Genomic DNA, 21,368 nt, shown 5'->3' with positions numbered 1-21,368 from the left:
CGGCCCGTACGATGACAGGCCCTACGGGGAGGGGATGCACGTGCGCCGGCTGGGAGAGCTGGAGGCCGAGATCATGGACCGGCTGTGGGCCTGGCAGCGGCCCGCCACGGTCCGGGAGATCGTCGACGACATCAATCGGGGACGACGGGTCGCCTATACGACGGTGATGACGGTCGCGGACATCCTGCACCGCAAGGGCTGGCTCCGCCGCGAGAAGTCCGGGCGGGCCTGGCTGTACGAGCCGGTCCGCAGCCGCGAGGAGTACACGGCGGGCCTGATGCGGGACGCCCTCGGCGACAGCCAGGACCGCCCGGCCGCCCTCCTCCGCTTCGTCGAGGTCATCTCGGACGAGGACATGGTCGCGCTGGACGCCGCCCTCCGCGCCGCGAGAGGTGGCGGCGGCGGGGGATCCGGCGGGCCGGCCGGGGGGCGCGCGTGAACCATCACCTCCTCGTGCCGCTCGGGCTCGCGCTCCTCACCGGCCTCCTCGTACCCCTCCTGCTCGTCCGGGCCCGGTGGGCCCAGCAGGCGCCCCGGCTCGCGCTCGCCGTGTGGGCCGCGTGCGGCACCGGCTTCGCGGCCGCGGCCGCGCTGCTGCCCGCCCAGCTGGTCCTGACGGCCGACAGCAGCCACCGCCTCGCGGACATGCTGTTCACGCTCCGGCCGCCCACGCTCGACCAGCTCCTGAACCTCGACGGGCGCGAGCGGTTCGCCTTCTCCCTCTCGCTCCTCGTCCTCTCGCTGCCCGCCGCCGCGTTCGCCCGCCGCCTCACCCGGGCCCGGCGGGTGCGGACCCGGCACGCCGGGCTGCTGCGGCTCGTCGGACGGTACGACCCCGCGCTGCGGGCGACCGTCCTCGACGACGACCGGCCCGCCGTCTACTGCCTGCCGGGCCGCTCCCGCCGGGTCGTCGTCTCCTCCGGCGCGGTGCACACCCTCACCCCCGCCCAGCTGGCGGCGGCCCTCGCGCACGAGCGGGCCCACATCGCGGGGCGGCACCACCTCCTGGTCGCGGCCGCCGAGGCCTTCGCGGCCGTCTTCCCGCACCTCCCGCTCGCGCGCCACGGCGGGAGTGCCGTACCCCTGCTGCTGGAAATGGCCGCGGACGACCGGGCGTTGCGCCGGTGCACCCGGGACGCGCTGGCGACGGCGCTGTACGCGCTGGCCTCGGGGCGGGCGCCGCGCTCGGCGTTCGCCGCGGGCGGGCCGTCGGCGGCGCTGCGGATGCGGCGGATCCTCACCCCGCACAGCGCCGGACACCCCGTGCTGCGCGGGCTGCTCACGATCGCGGCGGCCGCCCTCGCGATGGCCCCGCTGATCGTCGCCTGCTGCTCGTTCCCCCAGTAATCGTGAACACCCCTATTTACTAAGCGAATTCGTAGATTTCGCATCGGTCACGGACTGCGGAATACGCCGCTATTGTGGGTACGTTGGGGCTCGGACTCGGTACGTCGAAGGGTGCAAAACCAATGCAGCTCGCTGGCGTTCGTACGGCAGCGGCCGGCGACGCGACGACGATATCCAGACTGCTTGCCGACATCATCCGGAGCAGCTACGCCGGAATACTGGACGAAATCCCGATGCGGCGGCTGATCTCCGCCCAATGCGCACTCCCCCGCATACGCGCGGAAATTGAAATTCCGGGGGGCGCTCCCGGGTGGCTCGGCTGGCTGGTCGCGACGGACGCGCAGGGCGCGGTCGTCGGCGTCGCCGCGGGCGGCGTCCCCGTTCCGGGCGAGGGCGAGGTGTACGCGCTCGCGGTGGAGCCCGGCTCGCGTCGCGCGGGCGTCGGTACGGCCCTGCTGGCCGCCGCGACCGAGCGGATGCGCGGCTTCGGCGCCCGCGAGCAGCGGGTGGAACTCCCGGCGGCGGCCGATCCCGCGATCCCGTTCTACTCCCGTCTGGGCTTCGCGGCCCTCTCCGAGAGACGGTGGAGCCGACCGCTCTGACACGGAGCGGGCACCAGGGGCGTGGCAGATCCACGCCATCGCGTGTTCACGCAGCCCGATCCGGTAGATCGGGGTTCGTTCCCCAGGTCAGGATGGGTTCAGCGGCGCGGGCCCGGCGGCACGGGTTCCTCGTCCGGACGGCATGGACCGAGCGAGCCCCTGGAGGAGCGATGCACACACCGAGCGGCACTTCCCTGCCCGTCGTGCCCGCAGCGCTCGCTCCGGTCCTGCCGTCCCGATACGGCCTCGACCCGGAGCCCGGCCCCGGCGCCGGCATCCGGGTCACCGCCGACACCCTCCCGGGACTCGAATCGGTCTCCCCCGCCGACGAGAGCTCCGTCTGGCTGCACGACGCCCTGCTCGGCCCGCACAGCGCGGACATCGTCCGCTATCTCAGCCTCGCCCGCTCCACCGGCGGACCCGTCCTCGACCTCGGCTCCGGCGCCGGGCGGCTCGCCGTCCCGTTCGCCCGGCACGGCTTCGCCGTGGAAGCCGTGGACCGGGACGCCTCGGCCCTGGAGCGCCTCGAAGGCTGGGCCCGCAGGATCGGTCCGCAGGTGGCCGGGCTCGTCGTCACCCACCGCGCGGAGCTCACCGAGCTCCGGCTCGAAGGCAGCTACCGGCTCGCGCTGCTCGCGGGCGCCATGGTCACCGCCGTCCCGCCGGACAGCCGGCCGGAGCTGCTCCGGGAGGTCGCCGCCCATCTGGAGACGGGCGGGGCGCTCGCCCTCGACTACACGGCGCACCAGCTCCCGGGGCTGATCGCGGAGCCGCGGCGGACCTGGGCCTTCCAGGTGCCGCGCTTCGACGGGATCGACGAGTGGGTGGTGGCCCGGCAGGTCTTCGACCTGCGGTCGATGAGCGAGCGGATCACCTACTACGCGGCGAGGACCGGCAAGCTCTCCTCGGAGCGGGTGGTGCTGACCACCGACAAGTGGATCGTGGATCCGGAGCGGCTCGCGGCCGAGCTGCACTCGGCGGGGCTGCACATCGAGGGCCGGCGGCGCCACCGCATCGACGAGCGGACGGAGTCCGTCCTCCTGGTGTGCAGGACGGACGACTGACCGATACGAACCTGCCCACGTTGACGAGCAAGAGGTACGATGCCCACAAAAGTTTGAGCCGACCAGGTGGCGGGCGGAGAAGATGGCAGTCGTGGAAGAGCTGACGGGCCGCGAGGCGGTGATCCAGCGCCTGCGCGATGTCGGGCTGCGGGTCACGGGCCCGCGCCTGGAGGTGCTCACGGTGCTCGCCGCCGGCGGCCATCTCGACGTCGAGGCGATCACCACGACCGCCCGCGAGCGGCTCGGCACGCTGACCAGCCAGGCCGTGTACGAGATGCTGCGGCACTTCCAGGAGACCGGCCTGGTCAGCAAGTTCGACCGGCCGGGCCTGCCGGCGGTCTTCGAGATCTCGGGACCGGCCCACCAGCACGCCCTGTGCACCTCCTGCGGCCGGGTGGAGAACGTCTCCGCGACCGCGCCCGAACCGCCCCGGGGCGCCCTGCCGCAGTGGCGGGTGGACGACGCGGAGGTCGTCTTCAAGGGCCTGTGCCCCGACTGCCGGGCGGACGACACCGCCGCCTGAGCGGTGCCGGGCCTTGTACTCCACCGCCGTCCGAGCGGTGCCGGGCCCTGTGCGCCACCGCCGTCCGAGCCGTGCCGGGCCCTGTCCGCACCGCCGTCCGGGCGGTGGTCGACGCCGTGGTCGCCCGGCTGCTGAGGCGCGGTCAACATCGTGCGTGTCGTTCGATTTTGTGGCAGGGTCTAGCGGGGCGATTCAACAGGGTCCGCGTGGATCCGAGGGGAGTCTGCTGCGCCGTGTCCAGAAACGCCGCCGTGACCCGCGCGGGGAGCGATGCCCGTACGGGCACCGATCAGGCTCTCGCCGTCTACCAGGAACTGCGCGCCCGCCCCGAGGCCGGCTTCGACGAGGTCGCGGACCGCTTCGAGCTCTCCGCCGACGAGCGGGAGCGATGTCGCTGCGAACTCGCCTCCTTAGGTCTCACCGCCCCCCGTGACCCCTCGGACCCCGCCGTCCCCACGGTCGTCGACCCCGATGTCGCCCTGCTGCGACTGCTGCGCCGGGAGCGCGACCGGCTCCAGGACCGCCTCGCCGCGACCAGCCGCGCGCACACCGCCCTCGAAGCCCTCGCCGGACCGTTCCTGCGGGCCGGGGCCGCGCCCCGCTCCGAGGTCGAGGTGGAGATCGTCACCGACCCGCAGCGGGTGCTGCGCGAGCTGTCGGACCTGACGGAGACCGTCCGCACCGCCGTCCACGTCATGCACACCGGTTCCGTACGGCGCGAGGACATGGCCGCCGAGCTGGAGCGGGACCGCTCCCGGGCCGCCCGCGGGGTGCGGGTCCGCGCCATGTACAGCCGCCGGGTCGGCACCGTGCCCGAGATGACCCAGCACCTGGAGGACCGGGCGGCGCTCGGCGTGGAGCTGCGCCTCTCCCCCGTCGTCCCGATGAACATGGTCCTGGCCGACGAGAACTTCGCCCTGCTGCCGACGGACCCGCACGATCCGGACTCGCCCACCATCCTCGCCCGCGGGCCGGGCCTGGTCCGCTCGTACCTCGCGCTGTACGAGTACTGCTGGCAGGCCGCCTCCCGGTACGGCGAGGAGCCCGCGAAGGCCGGCGGCGACGGGCTCTCCGACCAGCAGCGGGCGGCGCTGCACATGCTCGCCTCGGGCATCAAGGACGAGCAGATCGCCCGCAGCCTCGGGGTCTCGCTGCGGACCGTCAGCCGGCTGCTCTCCGAGGTCATGCAGGAGCTCGGGGCGGCCAGCCGCTTCGAGGCCGGCGTCAAGGCGGCCCGGCTCGGGCTCCTCGACGGCGAGGGGCCGGAACCCGTGGCCTAGTACGAGGAGTTCGGATGTCATGGACCACACGCACGGGCCGCAGGGGCCGTGCGGGCCGCACGAAGCACACGACGGACTCCCGCCGAGCCGATTGACAGGGTGAGGGCGGGGCGACTCTGAGGATGAGGGGGGTCACTTCGCCATGGTCACCGCGGGCGACGGCATCGGGGACGGCACGAGCGGCGTTCTGCTGTCCGTGTACCAGGAGTTACGTCGCCGGGGCGTCTCGGACTTCGAGGAGGTCCGCAGGGAACTCGGGCTCGCGCCGGAGGAGTACGAGCGATGTCGCCGCGAACTGCTCACCCTGGGCCTCATCGTGCCCACCGGGCACGCGCACGCCACCATCGACGCCGTGCAGGACGGCAGCTGGCGGTCCGAGACGGACACGGTGGCGGCGATCGACCCGGAGATCGCGCTCCTTCGGCTCCTGGAGCGGGAGCGGGAGCGGCTGCGGGAGCACCTGGCCGAGGCGGACGAGGCGTACAGCACCCTTGAGGTCCTCGCCGGCTCCTATCTGCGGGCCGAGGCGCTGACCCGGGCGGAGGCGCACGTGGAGGCGCTGACCGACTACCGCAGGATCCAGCAGGCCATCGAGGACATCACCGATGTGATGCAGGAGAGTTCGGCCTCGCTGCACCCGGGGACGCCGGGCCGGCAGAACCCGGACCGGATGCTCGACCGGGACCGGCGGCAGCTCGCCAACGGGGTGCGGGTGCGCGCCATCTACGGCCGGCAGGAGGCCACGGACCCGCAGATGGAGAAGTTCCTCGGGCAGCGGGCGGAGCTGGGGGTGGAGATCCGGCTCGCGCCGGTGGTGCCGATGAACCTGATCATCGCCGACCAGCAGTTCGCCCTGGTGCCGATCCGGCCCGAGGAGCCGGGTGAGGGCGCGATCCTGGCGCGGGGCAGTGCGCTCGTACGGCCGTATCTGAGCCTGTACGAGCACTGCTGGCACACGGCGACCCCGTACGGGAACGAGGCGGTGGCGGAGGCGGGTGGCGACGGGCTCTCGGAGCAGCAGCGGGCCGCGCTGCACATGCTGGCCTCAGGGATGAAGGACGAGCGGATCGCGCGCACGCTCGGGGTCTCGCTGCGGACGGTCAGCCGGATGATCTCGGAGCTGATGCAGGAGCTGGGGGCGACGAGCCGTTTCGAGGCGGGCGCGCGGGCGGTGCGGCTCGGCTGGCTGGACTGATGCGGTCCGGGAATGGGAGGGGCTTCGGAAATACGCCGGGGCCCCGCAATCGTGGCAGCGATCGCGGGGCCCGGCGGGGGAAGGCTTCCGGAATTCCTGGGGGAATTACCCGGTGATCAGGATCAGTTGGTGGGGGTCGGGTTCGGCGGAACGATCGGCCAGCCGTTGTCGTCCGCGACACCGGCGACGGTCTGGGGGGCGACCGGGGCGCTGCCGGGGGAGACGGCGAAGGCCGCGCCGGCCGCGACCGCCGTACACGCCACCGCCGCGACCAGGAGCTGGCGGACGGCCTTGCGGATACCGGAGTTCTGCTGAACGGTCATGATTCCTCCAGGACTTGGAATAGCAATTCCGCCTTCCGGGGCCCGTGCCGCCGGGCGTTCCCTGAAGACATCTCCATTCTGTCCCGGCCCCCGAATCGAATCCAGGGATTCTCTCTGCGTGGACCCGCCATGGCGTGGATGCGTCAATGCGCCATCCCAATAACGGAATTGACGCATCCTGAGCTCGTCATACCTTTGGTCGAACCAAAAGAGATGCTAGACTTGTGCTACGGCCTTCTCGTTCCTCCAGGAGAGAGAGGCCGCCGGGGCAGGGGCGTGCCGCCGCCCCTGCCCCACCACCCCGCGCTCGAGCGCCCCCCGGTACACCTCGATGGTCCGGCCGGCCGAAGCCCGCCAGCTCATCCCGCGCGCATGGCGCACCGCCGCCGCCCCCATCGTCTCCACCGCCTCCGGATGCGCCGCGAGCCAGCGCAGCCGGCGCGCGTACTCCACCGGGTCGTGCCCCCGCACGAGCAGCCCCGTCACCCCGTCCCACACCACCGTCGGCAGCCCGCCCACCGCCGCCGCGAGCACCGGCGTCCCGCACGCCTGCGCCTCCGCCGCCACCAGCCCGAAGGACTCACTGCGCGACGGCACCACGAGGACGTCCGCCGCCCGGTACCAGTCCGCGAGCCGCTCCTGCGGTACGGGAGGGCAGGGCCGCAGGACGTCGGTCACCCCCAGCTCCTCCGCGAGGCGCCAGGCCGAGCCCCGCCCGGTCGCACCCGAGTGACCGCCCACCACCGGCACCAGGAGCCGGCGGCGCAGCTCCGGCGCCTCCCGCAGCAGCTCCGCCACCGCCCGTACGAGCACGTCCGGGCCCTTCAGGGGCTGGATGCGGCCGGCGTAGAGCGGCACGAACGCCTCGGCCGGCAGCCCGAGCCGGGCCCGCGCCGCCGCCCGCCCGTCCCCCGGACGGAAGGTGCGCAGATCGACCCCGGGCCGTACGACCTCGGTCCGCGCCCCCTCCGCCCCGTACAGCGAGCGCAGCGCCTCCGCCTCGTCGGCCGTGTTCGCGATCAGCCGGTCCGCGCTGCCGACCACCTGGTGCTCGCCCCGGACCCGCAGCTCCGGCTCGGGGGTGTCGCCCTCGGCGAGCGAGGCGTTCTTCACCCGGGCCAGGGTGTGCGCGGTGTGCACGAGCGGTATCCGCCAGCCCACCGAGGCGATCCGGCCCGCCTGCCCGGAGAGCCAGTAGTGCGAGTGGACCAGGTCGTAGCGCCGCTCCTCCTTGAGCAGGGCCAGCGAGAACGGCACCACCAGATCGGGCATGGCCTCCTTGGGCAGCGCTCGGCGCGGCCCGGCGTGCAGATGCCGGACCCGCACGCCCGGGGCGAGCTCGACGAGCGGGGGCGCGCCCTCGCCCCGGCAGCGGGTGAACAGGTCGACCTCCGCGCCCTGTTCGGCGAGGGCCCGGGACAGCTCGACCATGTAGACGTTCATGCCGCCGGCGTCCCCCGTCCCGGGCTGGTGGAGCGGGGAGGTGTGGACGCTGAGCATGGCGACGCGCAGGGACACGTGGGGCTCCTGAGGAGTGGGGGGCCACGTGTCCCTGCGCGTCGCTCGCGCGCGCACGGTCACGCGGCAGGGGATTCCTACGGAAGTACTTAGTTGCTTAGTAGTAGAGGCTCCATGGCGTGGGGTCAGAAACCGAACACCGGGCCCGAGGGCGGCGCCAGCCTCGTCCCCGGCAGCGGGCCCGTCAGGGCCTGCCAGTCGACCGGGCGCCCCGGCTCGACCCGGAGGGCGGAGGCGAGCCGGTCGGCGCCCTCCGGCATCACCGGCCGCGACCACGCCGAAAGACCGGCCGCCACCGCCAACTGGGCCGCGAGGGCCGGGAGATGGCGGCAGGAGGTGCTGGGCCGGCACCGCTCGTGGGCGTTGACGTGACCGAAGTCGGCCGCCGAGCGGACCATCTCGTCGAGGACGGCGACCGCACGGCGCGGGTCGAAGGCGTCGGGGCCGTACGCCTCCCGCAGGTCGTCCACGCCCCGGTGGAGCCGCCGCTCCAGGACCTCCCAGCCGGTGCCGCCGGGCAGCGCCTGCGGGGCGAGACCGCCGCACTCCTCCCGTACGGCCGAGAAGAGCCGGGACAGCCAGCTGTTCCAGTTCTCGTCCAGCTCCCGCCGGGCGGCCGCGAGCCGCTCCCGCCGGAAGACCGTGCGGCGGCCCAGCGGGCGGGCCTGCAGGACATGGCGGCGCAGGGTGTCCGAGCCGTACTCGGTGAGCAGGTCGAGCGCCCAGACGTTGCCCTCCTGGACGCCCTCCTCGATGACGTACGACTCGTTGACGTTGAAGTCCTGCGGCAGCTTGATGTCCTGCGCGAGCAGCAGCACCGGCAGCAGCACGGCGTGGCAGAACGCGTGCCCGAAGCCGCAGAAGTGGATCGCGCGGCGGGGCAGCGGGCCCTTGGGGTCGTAGCCGAAGAGGTGCATCGCGGCCGCCTCGAAGCAGCCGTCGATGCGGTGCTCGGGGAAGCCCTCGACGGGCACCGCGAGACCCCACTCGGCCGGGTGCCCGACCGCGATGTCCGGCAGCCCGTCCTCGACGAGCGACTCGCACAGCGCGGCCAGCCGGGGCGGCAGGCCGGCGGTGGCCCAGTAGTCGGCGAGCGTCTCCCGGAACGGCTCCAGGGGCACGTAGAGACGGCGGCAGCGGCGGGCGACCGCCGCGGTGTCGCAGAGCGCGCAGCGCGCCTGGATCAGGTCGCCGCCGTCGTTGGGCCGGGCGCACTCGTGGCACATCCCGCCGTCGCTGGCCGCGCCGCAGTGCGGGCAGGTGCCGGTGGCGTGCGCCCCGTACAGCCAGCGGTCGCAGGGCTCGCAGTACGGGAGCAGCCGGGTCCGGGGAGCGATGACGCCCTGCGCGTACAGCTGCGCGAAGAGGTCCTGCACCCAGCGGCCGTACCCCTTGTCGCGGCGCGGCCGCACGATGTGGTCGAACTCCACGCCCGACCGCAGCCAGTCGGCGGTGATCGCGGCCCGGTAGCCCTCCGCGACCTCCTCGGGCTTGCGGTGGTGACGCAGCGCCCGGACCTCGACGGAGCTGGCGTGGTCGGCGGTGCCGGTGGTGAACCGGACGGCCTCGCCGTCGGCGCGCAGATAGCGGGTGAGGACGTCGGCGGCGACGTACGGCCCGGCGAGGTGGCCGATGTGGAGTTCGCCGTGGGTGGCGGGAGGGGTCGCGGTGATCCAGACGGGGGTGCTCATGGGACCTCCTTGACGTTTTCGACGGTCATCGGGGCTCGAAGTGGAAGGACCGGATGAAGCAGTCGCGGGGCTGCTCGACGGCGTAGACGATGCACTCGAAGAGGGCCTGGGTGGTGAGTTTCTCGTCGGGTGCTATTCCGTCGGGATTCGATCCGTCCCATTCCGCGAAGCGCGGGTCCGAGGTCGAGAAATCGGGCGGGAAGAGGGAGAAGACGCGGACCCCGGAGGGCCGCAGCCGGCGCGACAGGATGTCGGCGAATCCGGCCTGCGCGCTCTTCGCCGCCCAGAAGGCCTCGTGGGCCGCGCCGGCGGTCGCGGCCGACGCGCCCTCGGCGTCCCGCACGGCCACCATGTTGACGATGTCGGGCCGCAGCGAGCCGCGCAGCAGCGGCAGGAAGTGCTTCACCATGAGGACGGTGCCGCCGGCCGTCGACTCGATCGTCTCCACGATCTCGGCGTCGCTGGCCGCCTCCAGGTCCATGCCGTCGAGCCAGCGGGCGCCGTTGTTGACCAACAGGTCCACCCGGTCGGTGCGTTCGCCGACCCGGGCCGCGAACTCCCGGATCTCGGCCGGCCTGCTGAGGTCGCATCCGAAGGCGTGGATACGGTCACGGGCCGAGCCCATCACCTCGGTACGGGTCCGCTCGGCGGCCTCGACGGTCCGCGCCGACACATAGACCTCGGCACCGAGATGCGCGAATCCGACGGCGAGCGCGCGGCCGAAATAGCGGGACGCGCCGGTCACGACGACACGCAGATTCTCGAATTTCATGTGTGTCCGCTCTCCCCATCTCGCCACGGATACCGATGGCCGGTCCATTTCAGCGTGACAGAGGAAGGGGGCCGCGGCCCTGGTGAGAGGGGTGCGCATTCACGCCGTTGCGTGGATACGCCACGGCAGCTCAAGGCTTTCGAGCACCTCGGCGCGCTTGTGGTGGACGCGGACGCGGTCGGCGGCGGCGGAGACGGTGACGGTGCCGGTGGGGGTACGGACGGGCGCCTCCACGGCGGGCACGACGGTCCCGTCGATCGCGCCGGCCGCGGCGAGCGCGGCGGCACCGGTGAGCGCGAGCCGGGGGTGCCAGCCGCCGACGGTGAGGGCACGGACGGAGAGACCGTGGTCCTCGACGGAGACGGCGGCGATCTTGGGGAGGGCCGAGCTCGGGGGGTGCCCCAGACGACGGGCGGCCTCGGCGCGCAGGGCGAGGAGCTGACGCTCCGTCGCTCCCGGGTCCAGCCGCCGGGCGTCGACGAACACGTACGGATTGCCGTACCGCACGAGGGAGACCGGCACGCCGAGGAGGACGTCGACGGGGCGGCCGGTGGGGAGGGTGCCGGGGGCGGTGGGGGCGCGGAGAAAGCTGAGCGTGTACGCGTCGGCGTCGCGGTCGGGTTCGCAGAGGACCGTGTCGCCGGTGGTGACGGATCGGACGGTGACGGGCCCGGGACGCCCGTCGGCGACGACACAGGCGAGGAGGGAGTGCCCGCATCCGGCCCGGAAGTCGAAGGAACCGTCGGGGAGCGCTTGGACGAAGCGGTAGTGGAGGGTGCGCGGGTCGAAGAGAGCGATCTTGTTGAGGCGGGGGTAGGGGGTGGCGGCGAGGGCACGGCGCAGGGGGGCGAGCTCGGCGCCGAGCGCCAGCGCGCCGGGGGGCAGCCGGTCGCTCCACAGGACGAGGGTGGGCCCGGGGGCGTCGAGGGCCCGCACGACGGTGGCCCCCGTTGCGGGCGCGCTTCCGCCCGTTGTGGGCATGCGTTCCGCTGGGGCGGTGCCCACCCGCCCGGACGGCGCCCCGCCCGTTGTGGGCATGCGTTCCGCCGGGGCGGAACGGGTGGGCACAACGGACGGCGCCCCTGCCGGCGCCAGAGGCTTCCGCGCCTGGGCCCGCACCCCTGGTGACGGCACGCCGGTGGTGCGGGTCAGGGCACGGAAGGCGGAGGCGCCGCTGGGCGCGCCGTCCCGTGTGCCCACCCGTCCCGCCCTGCGGGACGATTGCCCACACGGCGCGGGATCAGGCCGCACAGCCCACCGGGATTCGCATGCCCTGGACGACCTCCGTCCACAGCTCGTGGACCGCCAGGGCCCACAGCGCCTGGGCGTCGTGCTGCGTCGGGTGGGCCAGATGCCGGGCCAGGAGTTTCGCCGCGCGGTCCGCGCGGATCTTGCCGCCGAGGACCAGCCGCGCCGGCGACAGCAGTTCCCGGACCAGGTCGAGCAGCGGCCCCCCGGGCGCCAGCATCGCCGCCACGGGCAGGGTGAAGGGCTGTTTGGGGCGGCGGAGGACCGAGGACGGCAGCAGCTCGGCACCCGCTGCGTACAGCGCGCGCTTCCCCGTCCGCTCCCCCACCGGCAGGGACCGCGCGTGCGCCACGACGGACGGCTGGCAGAACGGCAGGCGTGCCTCCACCGCCCAGGCCATGGAGAGGTGGTCGAGCCGCCGCAGGTGGTACGCGGGCAGCCGCCACCGCGTCTCGAAGGCGGTCATCGCGGTGAGCCGGTCCGCGCCGACGGCCTCGGCCGAGCGCAGCTCCTGCTCGATGCGGTCGGCGGCGGAGCCCGTATCCGCGATGTGGGCACGGTAGTGGGAGGTGTAGAGGTGCTCGCGCAGAAGCCTCGGCGCCGCCGCGAGCGCGTCGGTGTAGGCGGTGGCCCAGTCGGGCCCCGCCGCCAGCGCCGCCCGCATCCGGTCGTACCCGCCGAAGAGTTCGTCGGCGCCGTCCCCGGCGAGGGCGACGGTGAAGCCGTTCTCGCGGACGGCCCGGAAGAGGGCGTACGTGGAGAGGGTGATGGGGTCGGCGTTCGGCTGGCCGAGGTGGCGGACGGTCCGGGTGAGGAGCGAGCCGAGTTCGTCGGGGTCGACGGCGACCTCGTGGTGCACGGTCCGGGCGCGGCGGGCGACGGCGCGGGCGTAGGCGGCTTCGGAGTCGGGCCACCGGCCCCGGTAGGTGAGGTGGAAGGTGTGCAGCGGCGGCGCGTCCGTCTCGCGGGCGTGCTCGGCGGCGAGGGCCGTGACGAGCCCGGAGTCGAGGCCGCCGCTGGTGACGGCGCAGACGGGCACCTCGGCCCGGGCGAGCCGCCGCACCTCGTGCCGCAGGACGTCCTGGGTGTCGCCGACGGGCCTCGCGCGGTACGGGCCCCGGCGGCGGACGACGGGGGCGGCCCCCGGCCGTACGAGCGCGGTGGCACCCGGCGGCAGCACGTCGACCCCGTCGAGTGCGGTGTGCGTGGAGAAGGAGGTGCGGGTGGCGAGGAGCGTGTCGAGGGCGTCCTCGCGCGGGGAGATCCGTACCCCTTCGAAGGCGAGGAGCGCGGGGATCTCGGAGGCGAAGCGGGTGGAGCCGTCGTACGGGTCGTGGTGCAGGTGGAGCGGCTTCATGCCCATGTCGTCGACGGCGAGCACGAGTCGGGTGGAGCCGGGCCGCAGGTCGAGGACCGCGACGGCGAACATGCCGTCGAGGTGCTCGGCGAAGGCGGGCCCGTACTCGGCGTAGAGCGCGGGGAGCACCGTGCCGTCGCAGCGGTCGGGGAAGCGGTGGCCGCGGGCGGCGAGGGTACGGCGGAGCTCGGCGTGGTTGTAGATCTCGCCGTTGAGCACGGCGAGGACGCCGGGCAGGTGGGGCAGCCGGTAGGGCTGTTGTCCGCCGCAGGGGTCGGTGACGGCGAGCCGGTCGCAGCCGAGCGACCAGCCGGGGCCGCTGAGCACCTGGTGCTCGTCGGGCCCGCCGTGGCGCTGGCGGGCGGAGACCGCCGCGAGCTGGGCCGGCTCGGGGCGGTCCGCCCCGGCGGCGAAGGAGCCGAGGATCCTGCACATACCGGTCACCCTCCAAGCACGTCACGAAACCCAGTGCTACCAATGATTTGAATCTACCAAGTTTTTGAATGGCGCGTAAGTGCCATGTCCTGTTCACGCCACGGCTTGGCCTTGCGACGCCCCCGCCGCCCCAACAGGCTGGCCCCATGGAGGACTTCAACCGGACGGCCCCCGAGTCCCTGCTGGTCGTGGCCGCGCACCCGGACGACATCGAGTTCTGCGTCAGCGGCACCGTCATGCAGTGGATCGAGCGCGGCACCCGCGTCACGTACTGCATCGTCACGGACGGCGGGGCGGGCGGTTACGACGAAGCGCTCCCCCGCCAGGCCATGGCGGATCTGCGCCGCGCCGAGCAGGTCCACTCCGCCAAGCTCAGCGGCGTCGCCGACGTGCGCTTCCTCGGCTACCCGGACAGCTTCGTGGAGCCCTCCGTGGAGCTCCGCCGCGACCTGTGCCGGGTCATCCGCGAAGTACGGCCGCAGCGGGCCGTCATCCCGTCCCCCGAGATCAACTGGGCGCGGGTCGCCGACCTCCACCCCGACCACCGCGCGGTCGGGGACGCCTGTCTGCGCGCCGTCTACCCCGAGGCCCGCAACCCCTTCGCCCACGCGGAGCTCCTCAAGGAGGAGGGCCTGGAGCCGTGGACCGTCCACGAGCTGTGGCTGATGACCGGGCCGACCCCGAACCAGTACGTCGACGTCACCTCCGTCTTCGACCGCAAGGTGGAGGCCCTGCGCATCCACACCTCGCAGACGGCCCACTTCGACGACCTGGCGGGCCTCCTGCGCACCTGGCTCGGCGAGCACGCGACGGCCGGCGGCCTGCCCCCGGGCCGCATGGCGGAGGCCTTCCAGATCGTCCACATCGACTGACCGCGCCCCTTGTGACCGCAGGGGGCGAGTGGGAGCGTGTCGTCTCTCGACAGCCGTTTCTCCGGGGGGAGTTCACTCGATGACGATCGAGCGTACGAGCGGACAGAAGGCTCTGATGGACGAGCACGGCCTGCCCTGGCCGAAGGCGGACGAGGACGCGGCCTCACGGACGCAGTCCAGTCTGCGCGCCTTCCAGGAGAACGTCTCCGACGACAGGGCCGACACGGCGAAGGCCCTGCAGCGGCTGCTGTCCAGCGGGCACGGCGAGGCGATGACCGCTCTCGCCGGCCACTGGGCCCGCGTCAACGCCCACTTCCTCGTGACGGCGGAGGCCGCCGGTGCCCTCGCCGCCGAACTGCTGAGCTGCGGCGACGACATCGCCGTGCACAAGGACATGGCCCTGGGCGTCGTCGACCGGATCGCGCCCGGCCTCCCCGCCCCCGGCGGAAGCCTCCGGCCGCCCCTGGACGTCGCACAGCAGGGCGTCGTCCGGAGCGCCCGCGCCGAACTGGGGTCGATCGAGCAGCAGGCCTTCCACGAGACCACGAGCCGGGTGACCGCCGCACGCACCGACTTCCATGTCGCGGCGCTCCCGAACATCCCGGCCGACCTGTCCGGCGGCGGATCCGCCGGGACGGGCGTGGCCCCGGGCATCGCGGGCGGCGGCGATGTGATCGGCGGGGGCGGCTCGGCCATCGGCGGCGGCGCCGGAGCGGTCGGCGCGGGACAGCATGCCCCGGACCGGGGAGCCGACCGGCTCCACGGCGGCGGCCCGGCGGTCGGCACCCCGCAGAGCTTCCGCATCGACTTCGGGGAGCACACCCGGGCGGCCAAGCGCCTCGCGGAGATCGCCGACCAGATCGCCGGCAGGACCACGACGGCGCTCGCCCGCGCCATGTACGACCTCGAAGAGCTCCAGAGGAGCGGCGACCTCGGCGCCTCGGTCGCGAACGGGTTCGCCCCGCTCCTCGACGACCTCGACCTCGCGACCCGCGCCCTCGGCCGCCACCTCGACGGTCCCCTGCGCGACGCGGTCCGCGCCTCCGGGGAGGACCAGAAGCGGACGGAGGACGACAACAGGGAGCGCTTCGGCTGGTGGCGGTAGGGCCCGCCGAGTCCGGCGGGCCCTACCCGCCCGCCGACTCCGGCGGGTCCCGGTCCGGGCGGAGGCGGGCTCAGCAGGCGCCGAGGTCCTGCCAGACGCCCCACTCGCCCGTGGTGCCGGGCTCCTCGCCGGTCGTCCACCACTTGGCCTTCCAGGTGTGGCCCTTGTGGGAGACCTGCTGGCCGCCGGTGTAGACGGCGGAGGAGACCCACGGCGTCGCCGTGCACTGGGTGGCGCCGCCGGTGACGGTCAGGGCGAGGACCGCGGCGTGACCGGCCGAGGGGCTCGCTCCGTTGACCACGATCTGGTAGGTCCCGGAGACCGTGCCCGCGGTCGTTTTCAGCGTGAGGGTCGACGAGCCCCCGGCCGTCACCGAGGCGGGGCTGAGGGTGGCGGTGACGCCGGCCGGCAGGCCGCTGACCGTGAGGTTCACCGTCTGCGCCGCCCCGGCGGTGACGGCCGTCTTGACCGTGGCGGAGGTGGAGGCGCCGGCGGTGACGGTGGCGGCGGCCGGGGTGGTGGTCACCGAGAAGTCGTCCGTCGGGGTCGTCGTCCCGCTGGTGAAGGGGGCGAAGACGTGCGAGAAGTCCCAGGTGTTCTGCTGGATGCCGGAGCAGCCGTCGGCGGCGGCACCGCCGGGGCAGCTGCCGTTGTCGCGCTGGAGCGCCCAGAACGAGAGGGTGTTGATGCCCTGGGAGACGGCCCAGTCGTAGACCGTGCGGGCGTTGGCGAGGGTGAAGGTCTCGGCCGGGCCGAAGTCGTCGACGCCGATCATCTCGATGATGCCGACCATGCCCCAGAGCTGGGCGGAGGTCTTGGTGGGGTAGAGCTTGGCGAGCTGGTCGTAGAGGCCCTGGGCGGCGGTCTTGGTGTCCGCGGCCATGTCGTGGGCGGCGTTGTCGTAGTAGTCGAAGGTCATGAGGTTGACGACGTCGACGCGGGCGCCGTTGGTGACGGCGTTCTTGAGCACCGCGAGGCCGCTGGCGGCGAGGCCGTGGGTGGTCGTCGGGAGGGTGTACGAGATCTGGATCTGGCGGCCGTCGGCGGCGGCCCGGTCCTGGACGAGCTTGATGGCCTTGTTGCGGCGGTCGATGCCGGCGGTGTTGTCGAGGGAGTCGACCTCGATGTCCATGTCGAGCCGGGTGATGTCGTAGGTCGTGATGACCTTCTCGTACACGGCGGCGATCTGGTTGACGTCGGTGCAGCTGTCGGCGATCTCGGTGCCGGTGGTGTCGGCCGTGTAGCCGCCGAAGGAGGGGATGACGTCGCCGCCGCGGGACTGCATGGTCTTGATGTCGGCGCCGAAGGAGGCCTGGGCGACGGGGAGGCCGGTGTCGCCGTTCCAGTACGCGGTGCAGGAGCCCTTGGCGGCGGTCTGGAGGAACGCCATCGTGAGGTGCTTGGCGCCGGACTGGGCGCTGAGGGCGGCGGGGCTCTCGCCGGTCCAGGACTCGAAGTAGGGGGCGAAGACCCTGGCCGGGAGCGGGGTGGCGGCCTGGGCGGGAGCGGTGGCGGTGGTCGCGAGGCCGAGGGCGGCCACGGCGGTCACGGCGGCGGTGAGGGCCGAGCGGAGCGAACGTACGCGTCGTCTCATGGCGATCCCATGTCTGTGGGGGAGGTGGTGGGGTGCGTCAACGCCGTTGTCACGCACGACTGTCGGGATACGAAGTAACCCCCGCCACCATGAGCACGTCAATGGCCTGGACCAAACTTGGACTAGACCAATTGGGACGATGGTTGCGTGGTGCATCCAGCGAGTACGGGCGGGCGCTGGAGCGATGCGCGAAGGGACCCGGATTGGTCCAGCGAGCCAAGCCCGGCCCGCTCCACCCTCGGAAGCGGTTCCTCCGCGATCCGGCCGGGTAGCTGGCGTACATGTCAAAAGGCTGGCGCTGGATCCTCCTGGCCGCGTTCGTCGTCTGGACCGTCCTCGCGCTCCAGTGGACGGACCTCGGCTGCGACTACCCCGAGGCCTACCTCGCGGTGCTCCGCTTCGGCACACCGGAGGGCCTGGAGTTCCTCCCCGCCTGCGCGGGCTGACGCCCCCTAGGATCACCCCATGACCCGACACTCGCGCTCGCACCTGTCGCTCTGGTCGCGGGACTCGTTCCTGTCCGTCGGCTCGGTCGGATCGACCCTCTCGATCGGCTCGGTCGGCTCCTTCCTCTCGATCGGCTCGGTCGGCTCCGCCCTCTCGGTCGCCTCGGTCGGCTCCTGGGCGAGCCTCGGCTCCCTGCTGTCGGCCCGGTCCCGCTGGTCGGTCCTCTCCTGGCACTCCCACCGGGGAGTCCTGGCGGCGGGAGCGGTCCTGGCCGCAGCGGGAACGGTGGCCCTGACGACGAGCGCCCGAAGGACCCGCTGACACGCCTCCGGCCTCCCCCGTACGGGACGGGGGGCCGCACCGGCCTCAGACCGCCTCGCCGACGTCCGCACGCCAGGTGTCGACGCTGATCACCACGTCGGGATTTCGGCCACTCCCGGTCAGAGGGTTTCGGGCACGCCCGGGCGCAGCCGGCGCAGCCGTCCCGCCAGGTCCGGAGCCGCGAAGGCCTCCGTGATGCGGGACGGGTCCTCCGCGAGGTGGTCCCAGGAGTCGAAGTGGAGGGGGATCACCGTGCGGGCACCCAGGGCGCGGGCGAGGGCGGCGCCTTCGCTCGCGCTCATCGAGAAGGCGCGGTCGCCGGTGGACGGGAAGTGCGCGTCGCCGAGGTGGAGGAAGGCCGTGTCGATACGGAAGCGGTCGGCGATCTCGGCCAGGGCGTCGTGCCGGACGGTGTCGCCGGAGACGTACAGGGTGCCGCCCTCGTGGGCGACGACGAAGCCGGTGACGGGGCCCGTGACGTGCTCCGTGCCCTCCGGGCCGTGCCGGGCGGGGGTCGCCGTGACCGTGACGGTGGTGGTCCCGGCGGTGACCGTCCGGCTCTGCCAGGGGGCGAGGCCCTCCGCCCGGCCGCCGAGGCGTTCGGCGCCCTCGGGGGTGGTGAGGACGGCCCCGGCCCGGGCGAGCACCTCGCGGCCGGTGACGTCCAGGTTGTCGGCGTGCTGGTCGTGGGAGAGCAGCACCAGGTCGACGGGCGGGAGTTCGGCCGCGGTCAGCGCGGGGCCGGTGGTGCGGTGGAGCGGGCGGGCGCCCGGATAGTCGGCGGGAGCCGGGTCCAGGGCGGGGTCGGTGAGGACGGTGAGGTCGCCGATGCGCAGGAGGACGGTCGCCGTGCCGAGGTAGGTGGCGATGACGGCGCTCACGCGGTGGCCCCCGCCTTCGATGCGTCGATCTTGGCCTGGAGGGAGGCCAGGAGCCCCTGGAGGAGCTCGATCGTGACCTCGTCCGTGAGGTTGCCGTCCGCGTCGAAGCGCTCGTGCGAGCGGAACACGTGCACCTCGGGCTTCACGACGACGTCGCTGTCGGTCCAGACGAAGACCTGCCGGAGGGCGAGCTGCGCCCGCACCGTGCCGAAGTTGGTCGGCGCGGCGCCGAGGATCGCGACGGGCTTGCGGTGCAGCGGGAGGCCCTCGGTCCTGGTCCAGTCGGTGGAGAGCCAGTCGAGGGCGTTCTTGAGGACGCCGGGGATGGAGTAGTTGAACTCCGGCGTGGCGATGAGCAGCCCGTCCGCGGCCGCGACCCGCCGCCGCAGCTCCTGGACGGCGGCCGGGCGCAGCTCGGGGGTGTCGAGGTCCAGGTCGTAGGGCGGGATCTCGCGCAGGTCCTCGTAGATCTCGATCTCCTGGCCGCCGGGGTTGAACTTCTGGGCGGCGCGCAGCAGTTGCGTGTTGTGCGAGGTGGCGCGGAGCGAGCCGGAGATGGCGAGGATCGTGGACGCGGTCATGGGAACCCCCCGTTCGTCGGGTGAGCCGGCGGGTGCCGGACTCGACGACCCGAAGCTAAACCGATCGGTTCAGTCTGTCAACCAAACAGTTCAGTCTTGACAGTGAACTGAATGGTGTAGTTCATTCGGGGCATGGCCACTCACGCACTCGCCGCAGGGCGGACCGTCGCCCGCACCGCCCGCCCCTTCCACACCTACGAAGGCGCCGGATTCCCCGTACGCCGCCCGTTCCCCACCGAGGAACTCCCCTTCGTCGACCCCTTCCTGATGATCGATCAGGTCGGCCCGGTCGAGCTCGCGCCCGGCGAGGCGAAGGGCGCGCCCCCGCACCCGCACCGCGGCTTCGAGACCATCCAGTACGTCCTCGACGGCGACATCGCGAACGCCGACTCCCGCGGCCACCGCGCCGTCGTCCGCGCGGGCGGCGTCCAGTGGCTCACCGCCGGATCCGGGATCGTCCACGAAGCCCTGCCCACACCGGAGTTCCTCGCCTCGGGCGGCCGGCAGCACATGCTCCAGATCTGGCTGAACCTCCCCGCCCACCTCAAGGGCGTCCCGCCCCGCAGCCAGAACGAGGAAGCGGCCGACCTGCCCGTGGCCGTCACCCCGGACGGCGCCGAACTGACCGTCCTCGCCGGGACCAGCCACGGCGTGACCGGCCCCTTCGAGACCCGTACGCCGGTCCTCGTCGCCCACGGGCGGCTCGCGCCCGGCGGCAGCGCCGAGTTCGGCGCCCCGGCGGGGCACAACGCGATGGTGTACGTGATGCGGGGCGAGGCCCGGGTGTCGGGCGAGCACCTCCCGGACGGCCACCTCGCGGTCCTCGCCCGCGACGGCGAACGGTTCACCGTCGAAGCCCCGGACGGCGCCGCCGAGGTCCTCGTCCTGACGGGCGAGCCGATCGGCGAACCGGTGGCCCGCAGCGGCCCGTTCGTGATGAACACGGCCACCGAACTCCGGCAGGCGGAACGGGACTTCAGGCAGGGCCTGATGGGGCGGATGCCGGCATGACGGCGCTCTCGACACCCCTGGCGGACCGGCTGGCCCCCGCCCGGACCGGCCTCCTCCTCGGCGCGCTCGCCGCGCCCGCCTCCATGGGCGTGTCCGGCCCGAGCCTCGCCCTCCCCGACGCCGCCCGCGCCCTCGCCGTCACCCCCGCCGCGGCCGCCTGGCTGATGACGGCGTTCGGGATCGGCATGGCCGTCGGCACCCCGCTCCTCTCGGCCACCGTGGGACGGCGGCGCGGCCCCCGCGGGGTCGTCGAGGCCGCCGCCGTCCTCGTCGCCCTCGGCGCGCTCCTCGTGCTCCTCGCCCCGAACCTGCCCCTGGCGATCGCGGGCCGCGCCCTGGAGGCGGTGGGCGCGGCGGGCCTGAACGTCGCCGCCTTCCAGCTCGCCGGCCGGGACCGCTCGGGCCGCCTCCCGGGCCTGGTCGCGATCGGCAGCGCCGTCGGCGGCACGGTGGGCCTGTTCGCGGGCGCGGCGGTGGCCGGCGCGGTCGGCTGGCGCGGAGCCCTGGTCCTCCCGCTCCTGAGCCTGCTCTCGCTGCCCCCGGTCCTGCGCCTGGCGAGCGGGGAGCGGCCGGAGGCCGACGAGTCGCCCCGTACCCCCGGAGCTCCCGGATCCCCGGGATCCCACGGATCCCCCGAGACCCCCGGCACCCCCCTATCCCCCGGTACGGCCGCGCCCCTCCCCCTCGACATCCTCCGCGACCGCCGCTTCCTCGCCGCCTCCGCGCTGATGCTGGGGCTCTCCACCGTCAACTTCGCCCTGCTGTACGCCGCTCCGCGCCGCGTCGCCGCGCTCACCGGCTGGGGCGCGGTGGAGACCGGGGCGTTCGCGTCCGTCGCCGCGCTCGCGGGGGCGCTGCTGTCCTGGCAGCTGGTCCGCGCGGCCCCCGCGCTCGGCCCCGCCCGGCTCAAGGCCGTCCTCGCGCTCGGCTCGGCCGTGGCGCTCGTCCTCGCCGTGGCCGCGCCCTGGCCGGTGGCCGTCCTGCTCGGCTCGGGGACCAGCGCGCTGGTCACGGCCGGGGGTCAGGGGCTGCTCACGGGCGCGGCGACCGGGGGCCTGCCGGCGGCGCGGCACGGGCTGGCGATCGGCCTGTTCAACCTGGCCTTCCTGATCGGCGTCGCGGTGGGCCCCGCCCTGGCGGCCTTTGCAGACCAAACCGTTCAGTTCATATAGTGAGGCCCGCCGCCACCGAACGTACCGAC

At 73.7% G+C, this 21,368-nt stretch carries 22 protein-coding genes; 13 read left to right on the top strand and 9 right to left on the bottom strand.

Translation table 11 applies throughout. The features are described 5' to 3' along the window. The first annotated feature begins 40 nt into the window (after window positions 1-40). The 7 genes from AB5J54_RS22565 (at window position 41) to AB5J54_RS22535 (ending at window position 6,011) form a co-directional block, all read left to right on the top strand. Window positions 41-439 carry a BlaI/MecI/CopY family transcriptional regulator gene (locus tag AB5J54_RS22565; protein ID WP_369145715.1) on the top strand — a complete coding sequence of 133 codons (399 nt, stop codon included), beginning with the start codon at window positions 41-43 and terminating at the stop codon, window positions 437-439. Beyond that, window positions 436-1,347 carry a M56 family metallopeptidase gene (locus AB5J54_RS22560; protein ID WP_369145714.1) on the top strand — a complete coding sequence of 304 codons (912 nt, stop codon included), beginning with the start codon at window positions 436-438 and terminating at the stop codon, window positions 1,345-1,347. Before AB5J54_RS22565 ends, AB5J54_RS22560 begins: the two co-directional genes overlap by 4 nt. Before the next feature lie 122 nt (window positions 1,348-1,469). Then, window positions 1,470-1,949, top strand: coding sequence for a GNAT family N-acetyltransferase (locus tag AB5J54_RS22555; protein WP_369145713.1), 480 nt, complete (start codon window positions 1,470-1,472; stop codon window positions 1,947-1,949). A 170-nt stretch (window positions 1,950-2,119) separates the two neighbouring features. Beyond that, entirely contained in the window at window positions 2,120-3,013 is an 894-nt protein-coding gene (locus AB5J54_RS22550) for a cyclopropane-fatty-acyl-phospholipid synthase family protein (protein WP_369145712.1), read from the top strand. Window positions 3,014-3,095: 82 nt separating this feature from the next. After that, on the top strand, window positions 3,096-3,536 hold the full coding sequence (locus AB5J54_RS22545; protein WP_369145711.1) for a Fur family transcriptional regulator: 441 nt from the start codon (window positions 3,096-3,098) through the stop codon (window positions 3,534-3,536). Between the two features lie 233 nt (window positions 3,537-3,769). Beyond that, a complete protein-coding gene (locus tag AB5J54_RS22540) occupies window positions 3,770-4,816 on the top strand; it encodes a LuxR C-terminal-related transcriptional regulator (protein WP_369145710.1) in 1,047 nt (348 codons plus the stop codon). Window positions 4,817-4,958: 142 nt separating this feature from the next. Then, the gene (locus tag AB5J54_RS22535) at window positions 4,959-6,011 is read left to right on the top strand and encodes a LuxR C-terminal-related transcriptional regulator (RefSeq protein ID WP_369145709.1); all 1,053 of its coding nucleotides are present in this window, start codon (window positions 4,959-4,961) and stop codon (window positions 6,009-6,011) included. A 122-nt stretch (window positions 6,012-6,133) separates the two neighbouring features. Here the strand turns inward: AB5J54_RS22535 and AB5J54_RS22530 are convergent, their stop codons facing one another. From AB5J54_RS22530 to asnB, 6 genes are all read right to left on the bottom strand, one after another. Beyond that, entirely contained in the window at window positions 6,134-6,334 is a 201-nt protein-coding gene (locus AB5J54_RS22530) for a hypothetical protein (protein WP_369145708.1), read from the bottom strand. Between the two features lie 216 nt (window positions 6,335-6,550). Next, on the bottom strand, window positions 6,551-7,834 hold the full coding sequence (mshA, locus tag AB5J54_RS22525; RefSeq protein ID WP_369149424.1) for a D-inositol-3-phosphate glycosyltransferase: 1,284 nt from the start codon (window positions 7,832-7,834) through the stop codon (window positions 6,551-6,553). 143 nt (window positions 7,835-7,977) lie between these two features. Then, window positions 7,978-9,543, bottom strand: a complete 1,566-nt coding sequence (locus tag AB5J54_RS22520; protein WP_369145707.1) for a class I tRNA ligase family protein — start codon at window positions 9,541-9,543, stop codon at window positions 7,978-7,980. A gap of 25 nt (window positions 9,544-9,568) precedes the next feature. After that, window positions 9,569-10,315: an SDR family oxidoreductase gene (locus tag AB5J54_RS22515; protein WP_086832434.1), complete on the bottom strand. Its 747-nt coding sequence runs from the start codon at window positions 10,313-10,315 to the stop codon at window positions 9,569-9,571. A 99-nt stretch (window positions 10,316-10,414) separates the two neighbouring features. Beyond that, complete coding sequence (locus AB5J54_RS22510; RefSeq protein WP_369145706.1) at window positions 10,415-11,296, bottom strand: hypothetical protein; 882 nt, start codon at window positions 11,294-11,296, stop codon at window positions 10,415-10,417. A gap of 259 nt (window positions 11,297-11,555) precedes the next feature. After that, complete coding sequence (gene asnB / locus AB5J54_RS22505; RefSeq protein WP_369145705.1) at window positions 11,556-13,355, bottom strand: asparagine synthase (glutamine-hydrolyzing); 1,800 nt, start codon at window positions 13,353-13,355, stop codon at window positions 11,556-11,558. A gap of 146 nt (window positions 13,356-13,501) precedes the next feature. Here asnB and AB5J54_RS22500 point away from each other — a divergent pair, with 146 nt between their 5' ends. Further along, window positions 13,502-14,227, top strand: coding sequence for a PIG-L deacetylase family protein (locus AB5J54_RS22500; RefSeq protein ID WP_369145704.1), 726 nt, complete (start codon window positions 13,502-13,504; stop codon window positions 14,225-14,227). A 79-nt stretch (window positions 14,228-14,306) separates the two neighbouring features. Further along, entirely contained in the window at window positions 14,307-15,332 is a 1,026-nt protein-coding gene (locus AB5J54_RS22495) for a hypothetical protein (protein ID WP_369145703.1), read from the top strand. A 70-nt stretch (window positions 15,333-15,402) separates the two neighbouring features. Here the strand turns inward: AB5J54_RS22495 and AB5J54_RS22490 are convergent, their stop codons facing one another. After that, the gene (locus AB5J54_RS22490) at window positions 15,403-16,926 is read right to left on the bottom strand and encodes a chitinase (protein WP_369145702.1); all 1,524 of its coding nucleotides are present in this window, start codon (window positions 16,924-16,926) and stop codon (window positions 15,403-15,405) included. Window positions 16,927-17,207: 281 nt separating this feature from the next. Between AB5J54_RS22490 and AB5J54_RS22485 the strand changes: the two genes are divergently transcribed. Both AB5J54_RS22485 and AB5J54_RS22480 read left to right on the top strand, forming a co-directional pair. Continuing rightward, the gene (locus AB5J54_RS22485; RefSeq protein WP_369145701.1) at window positions 17,208-17,372 is read left to right on the top strand and encodes a hypothetical protein; all 165 of its coding nucleotides are present in this window, start codon (window positions 17,208-17,210) and stop codon (window positions 17,370-17,372) included. Between the two features lie 19 nt (window positions 17,373-17,391). Next, on the top strand, window positions 17,392-17,694 hold the full coding sequence (locus AB5J54_RS22480; protein WP_369145700.1) for a hypothetical protein: 303 nt from the start codon (window positions 17,392-17,394) through the stop codon (window positions 17,692-17,694). Window positions 17,695-17,813: 119 nt separating this feature from the next. Here AB5J54_RS22480 and AB5J54_RS22475 read toward each other — a convergent pair whose 3' ends face one another. Together AB5J54_RS22475 and AB5J54_RS22470 are read right to left on the bottom strand one after the other, a co-directional pair. Next, window positions 17,814-18,575, bottom strand: coding sequence for an MBL fold metallo-hydrolase (locus tag AB5J54_RS22475; protein ID WP_369145699.1), 762 nt, complete (start codon window positions 18,573-18,575; stop codon window positions 17,814-17,816). After that, entirely contained in the window at window positions 18,572-19,156 is a 585-nt protein-coding gene (locus tag AB5J54_RS22470) for an NADPH-dependent FMN reductase (RefSeq protein WP_369145698.1), read from the bottom strand. The genes AB5J54_RS22475 and AB5J54_RS22470 overlap by 4 nt, the downstream gene beginning before the upstream one ends. Window positions 19,157-19,288: 132 nt before the next feature. On the opposite strand from AB5J54_RS22470, the gene AB5J54_RS22465 reads away from it, so the two are divergent. Both AB5J54_RS22465 and AB5J54_RS22460 read left to right on the top strand, forming a co-directional pair. Next, entirely contained in the window at window positions 19,289-20,167 is an 879-nt protein-coding gene (locus tag AB5J54_RS22465) for a pirin family protein (protein WP_369145697.1), read from the top strand. Continuing rightward, the gene (locus tag AB5J54_RS22460; RefSeq protein ID WP_369145696.1) at window positions 20,164-21,339 is read left to right on the top strand and encodes an MFS transporter; all 1,176 of its coding nucleotides are present in this window, start codon (window positions 20,164-20,166) and stop codon (window positions 21,337-21,339) included. The genes AB5J54_RS22465 and AB5J54_RS22460 overlap by 4 nt, the downstream gene beginning before the upstream one ends. The last annotated feature ends 29 nt before the right edge of the window (window positions 21,340-21,368 follow it).

It is taken from the genome of Streptomyces sp. R44 (assembly GCF_041053105.1).
Taxonomy (GTDB): Bacteria; Actinomycetota; Actinomycetes; order Streptomycetales; family Streptomycetaceae; genus Streptomyces.
Note: the sequence above shows the minus strand (reverse complement) of the source record. Positions and strands in the feature narration are given on the sequence as shown.

Excerpts from the sequence above, each read along its gene's own strand:
- AB5J54_RS22500 (WP_369145704.1), top strand. The coding sequence starts at position 13,502 with ATGGAGGACTTCAACCGGACGGCCCCCGAGTCCCTGCTGGTCGTGGCC.
- AB5J54_RS22510 (WP_369145706.1), bottom strand. The coding sequence starts at position 11,296 with ATGCCCACAACGGGCGGAAGCGCGCCCGCAACGGGGGCCACCGTCGTG.
- AB5J54_RS22495 (WP_369145703.1), top strand. The coding sequence starts at position 14,307 with ATGACGATCGAGCGTACGAGCGGACAGAAGGCTCTGATGGACGAGCAC.
- AB5J54_RS22515 (WP_086832434.1), bottom strand. The coding sequence starts at position 10,315 with ATGAAATTCGAGAATCTGCGTGTCGTCGTGACCGGCGCGTCCCGCTAT.
- AB5J54_RS22520 (WP_369145707.1), bottom strand. The coding sequence starts at position 9,543 with ATGAGCACCCCCGTCTGGATCACCGCGACCCCTCCCGCCACCCACGGC.
- AB5J54_RS22535 (WP_369145709.1), top strand. The coding sequence starts at position 4,959 with ATGGTCACCGCGGGCGACGGCATCGGGGACGGCACGAGCGGCGTTCTG.
- AB5J54_RS22490 (WP_369145702.1), bottom strand. The coding sequence starts at position 16,926 with ATGAGACGACGCGTACGTTCGCTCCGCTCGGCCCTCACCGCCGCCGTG.
- AB5J54_RS22470 (WP_369145698.1), bottom strand. The coding sequence starts at position 19,156 with ATGACCGCGTCCACGATCCTCGCCATCTCCGGCTCGCTCCGCGCCACC.
- AB5J54_RS22480 (WP_369145700.1), top strand. The coding sequence starts at position 17,392 with ATGACCCGACACTCGCGCTCGCACCTGTCGCTCTGGTCGCGGGACTCG.
- AB5J54_RS22550 (WP_369145712.1), top strand. The coding sequence starts at position 2,120 with ATGCACACACCGAGCGGCACTTCCCTGCCCGTCGTGCCCGCAGCGCTC.
- asnB (WP_369145705.1), bottom strand. The coding sequence starts at position 13,355 with ATGTGCAGGATCCTCGGCTCCTTCGCCGCCGGGGCGGACCGCCCCGAG.
- mshA (WP_369149424.1), bottom strand. The coding sequence starts at position 7,834 with ATGCTCAGCGTCCACACCTCCCCGCTCCACCAGCCCGGGACGGGGGAC.
- AB5J54_RS22545 (WP_369145711.1), top strand. The coding sequence starts at position 3,096 with ATGGCAGTCGTGGAAGAGCTGACGGGCCGCGAGGCGGTGATCCAGCGC.
- AB5J54_RS22460 (WP_369145696.1), top strand. The coding sequence starts at position 20,164 with ATGACGGCGCTCTCGACACCCCTGGCGGACCGGCTGGCCCCCGCCCGG.
- AB5J54_RS22530 (WP_369145708.1), bottom strand. The coding sequence starts at position 6,334 with ATGACCGTTCAGCAGAACTCCGGTATCCGCAAGGCCGTCCGCCAGCTC.
- AB5J54_RS22465 (WP_369145697.1), top strand. The coding sequence starts at position 19,289 with ATGGCCACTCACGCACTCGCCGCAGGGCGGACCGTCGCCCGCACCGCC.
- AB5J54_RS22555 (WP_369145713.1), top strand. The coding sequence starts at position 1,470 with ATGCAGCTCGCTGGCGTTCGTACGGCAGCGGCCGGCGACGCGACGACG.
- AB5J54_RS22485 (WP_369145701.1), top strand. The coding sequence starts at position 17,208 with ATGTCAAAAGGCTGGCGCTGGATCCTCCTGGCCGCGTTCGTCGTCTGG.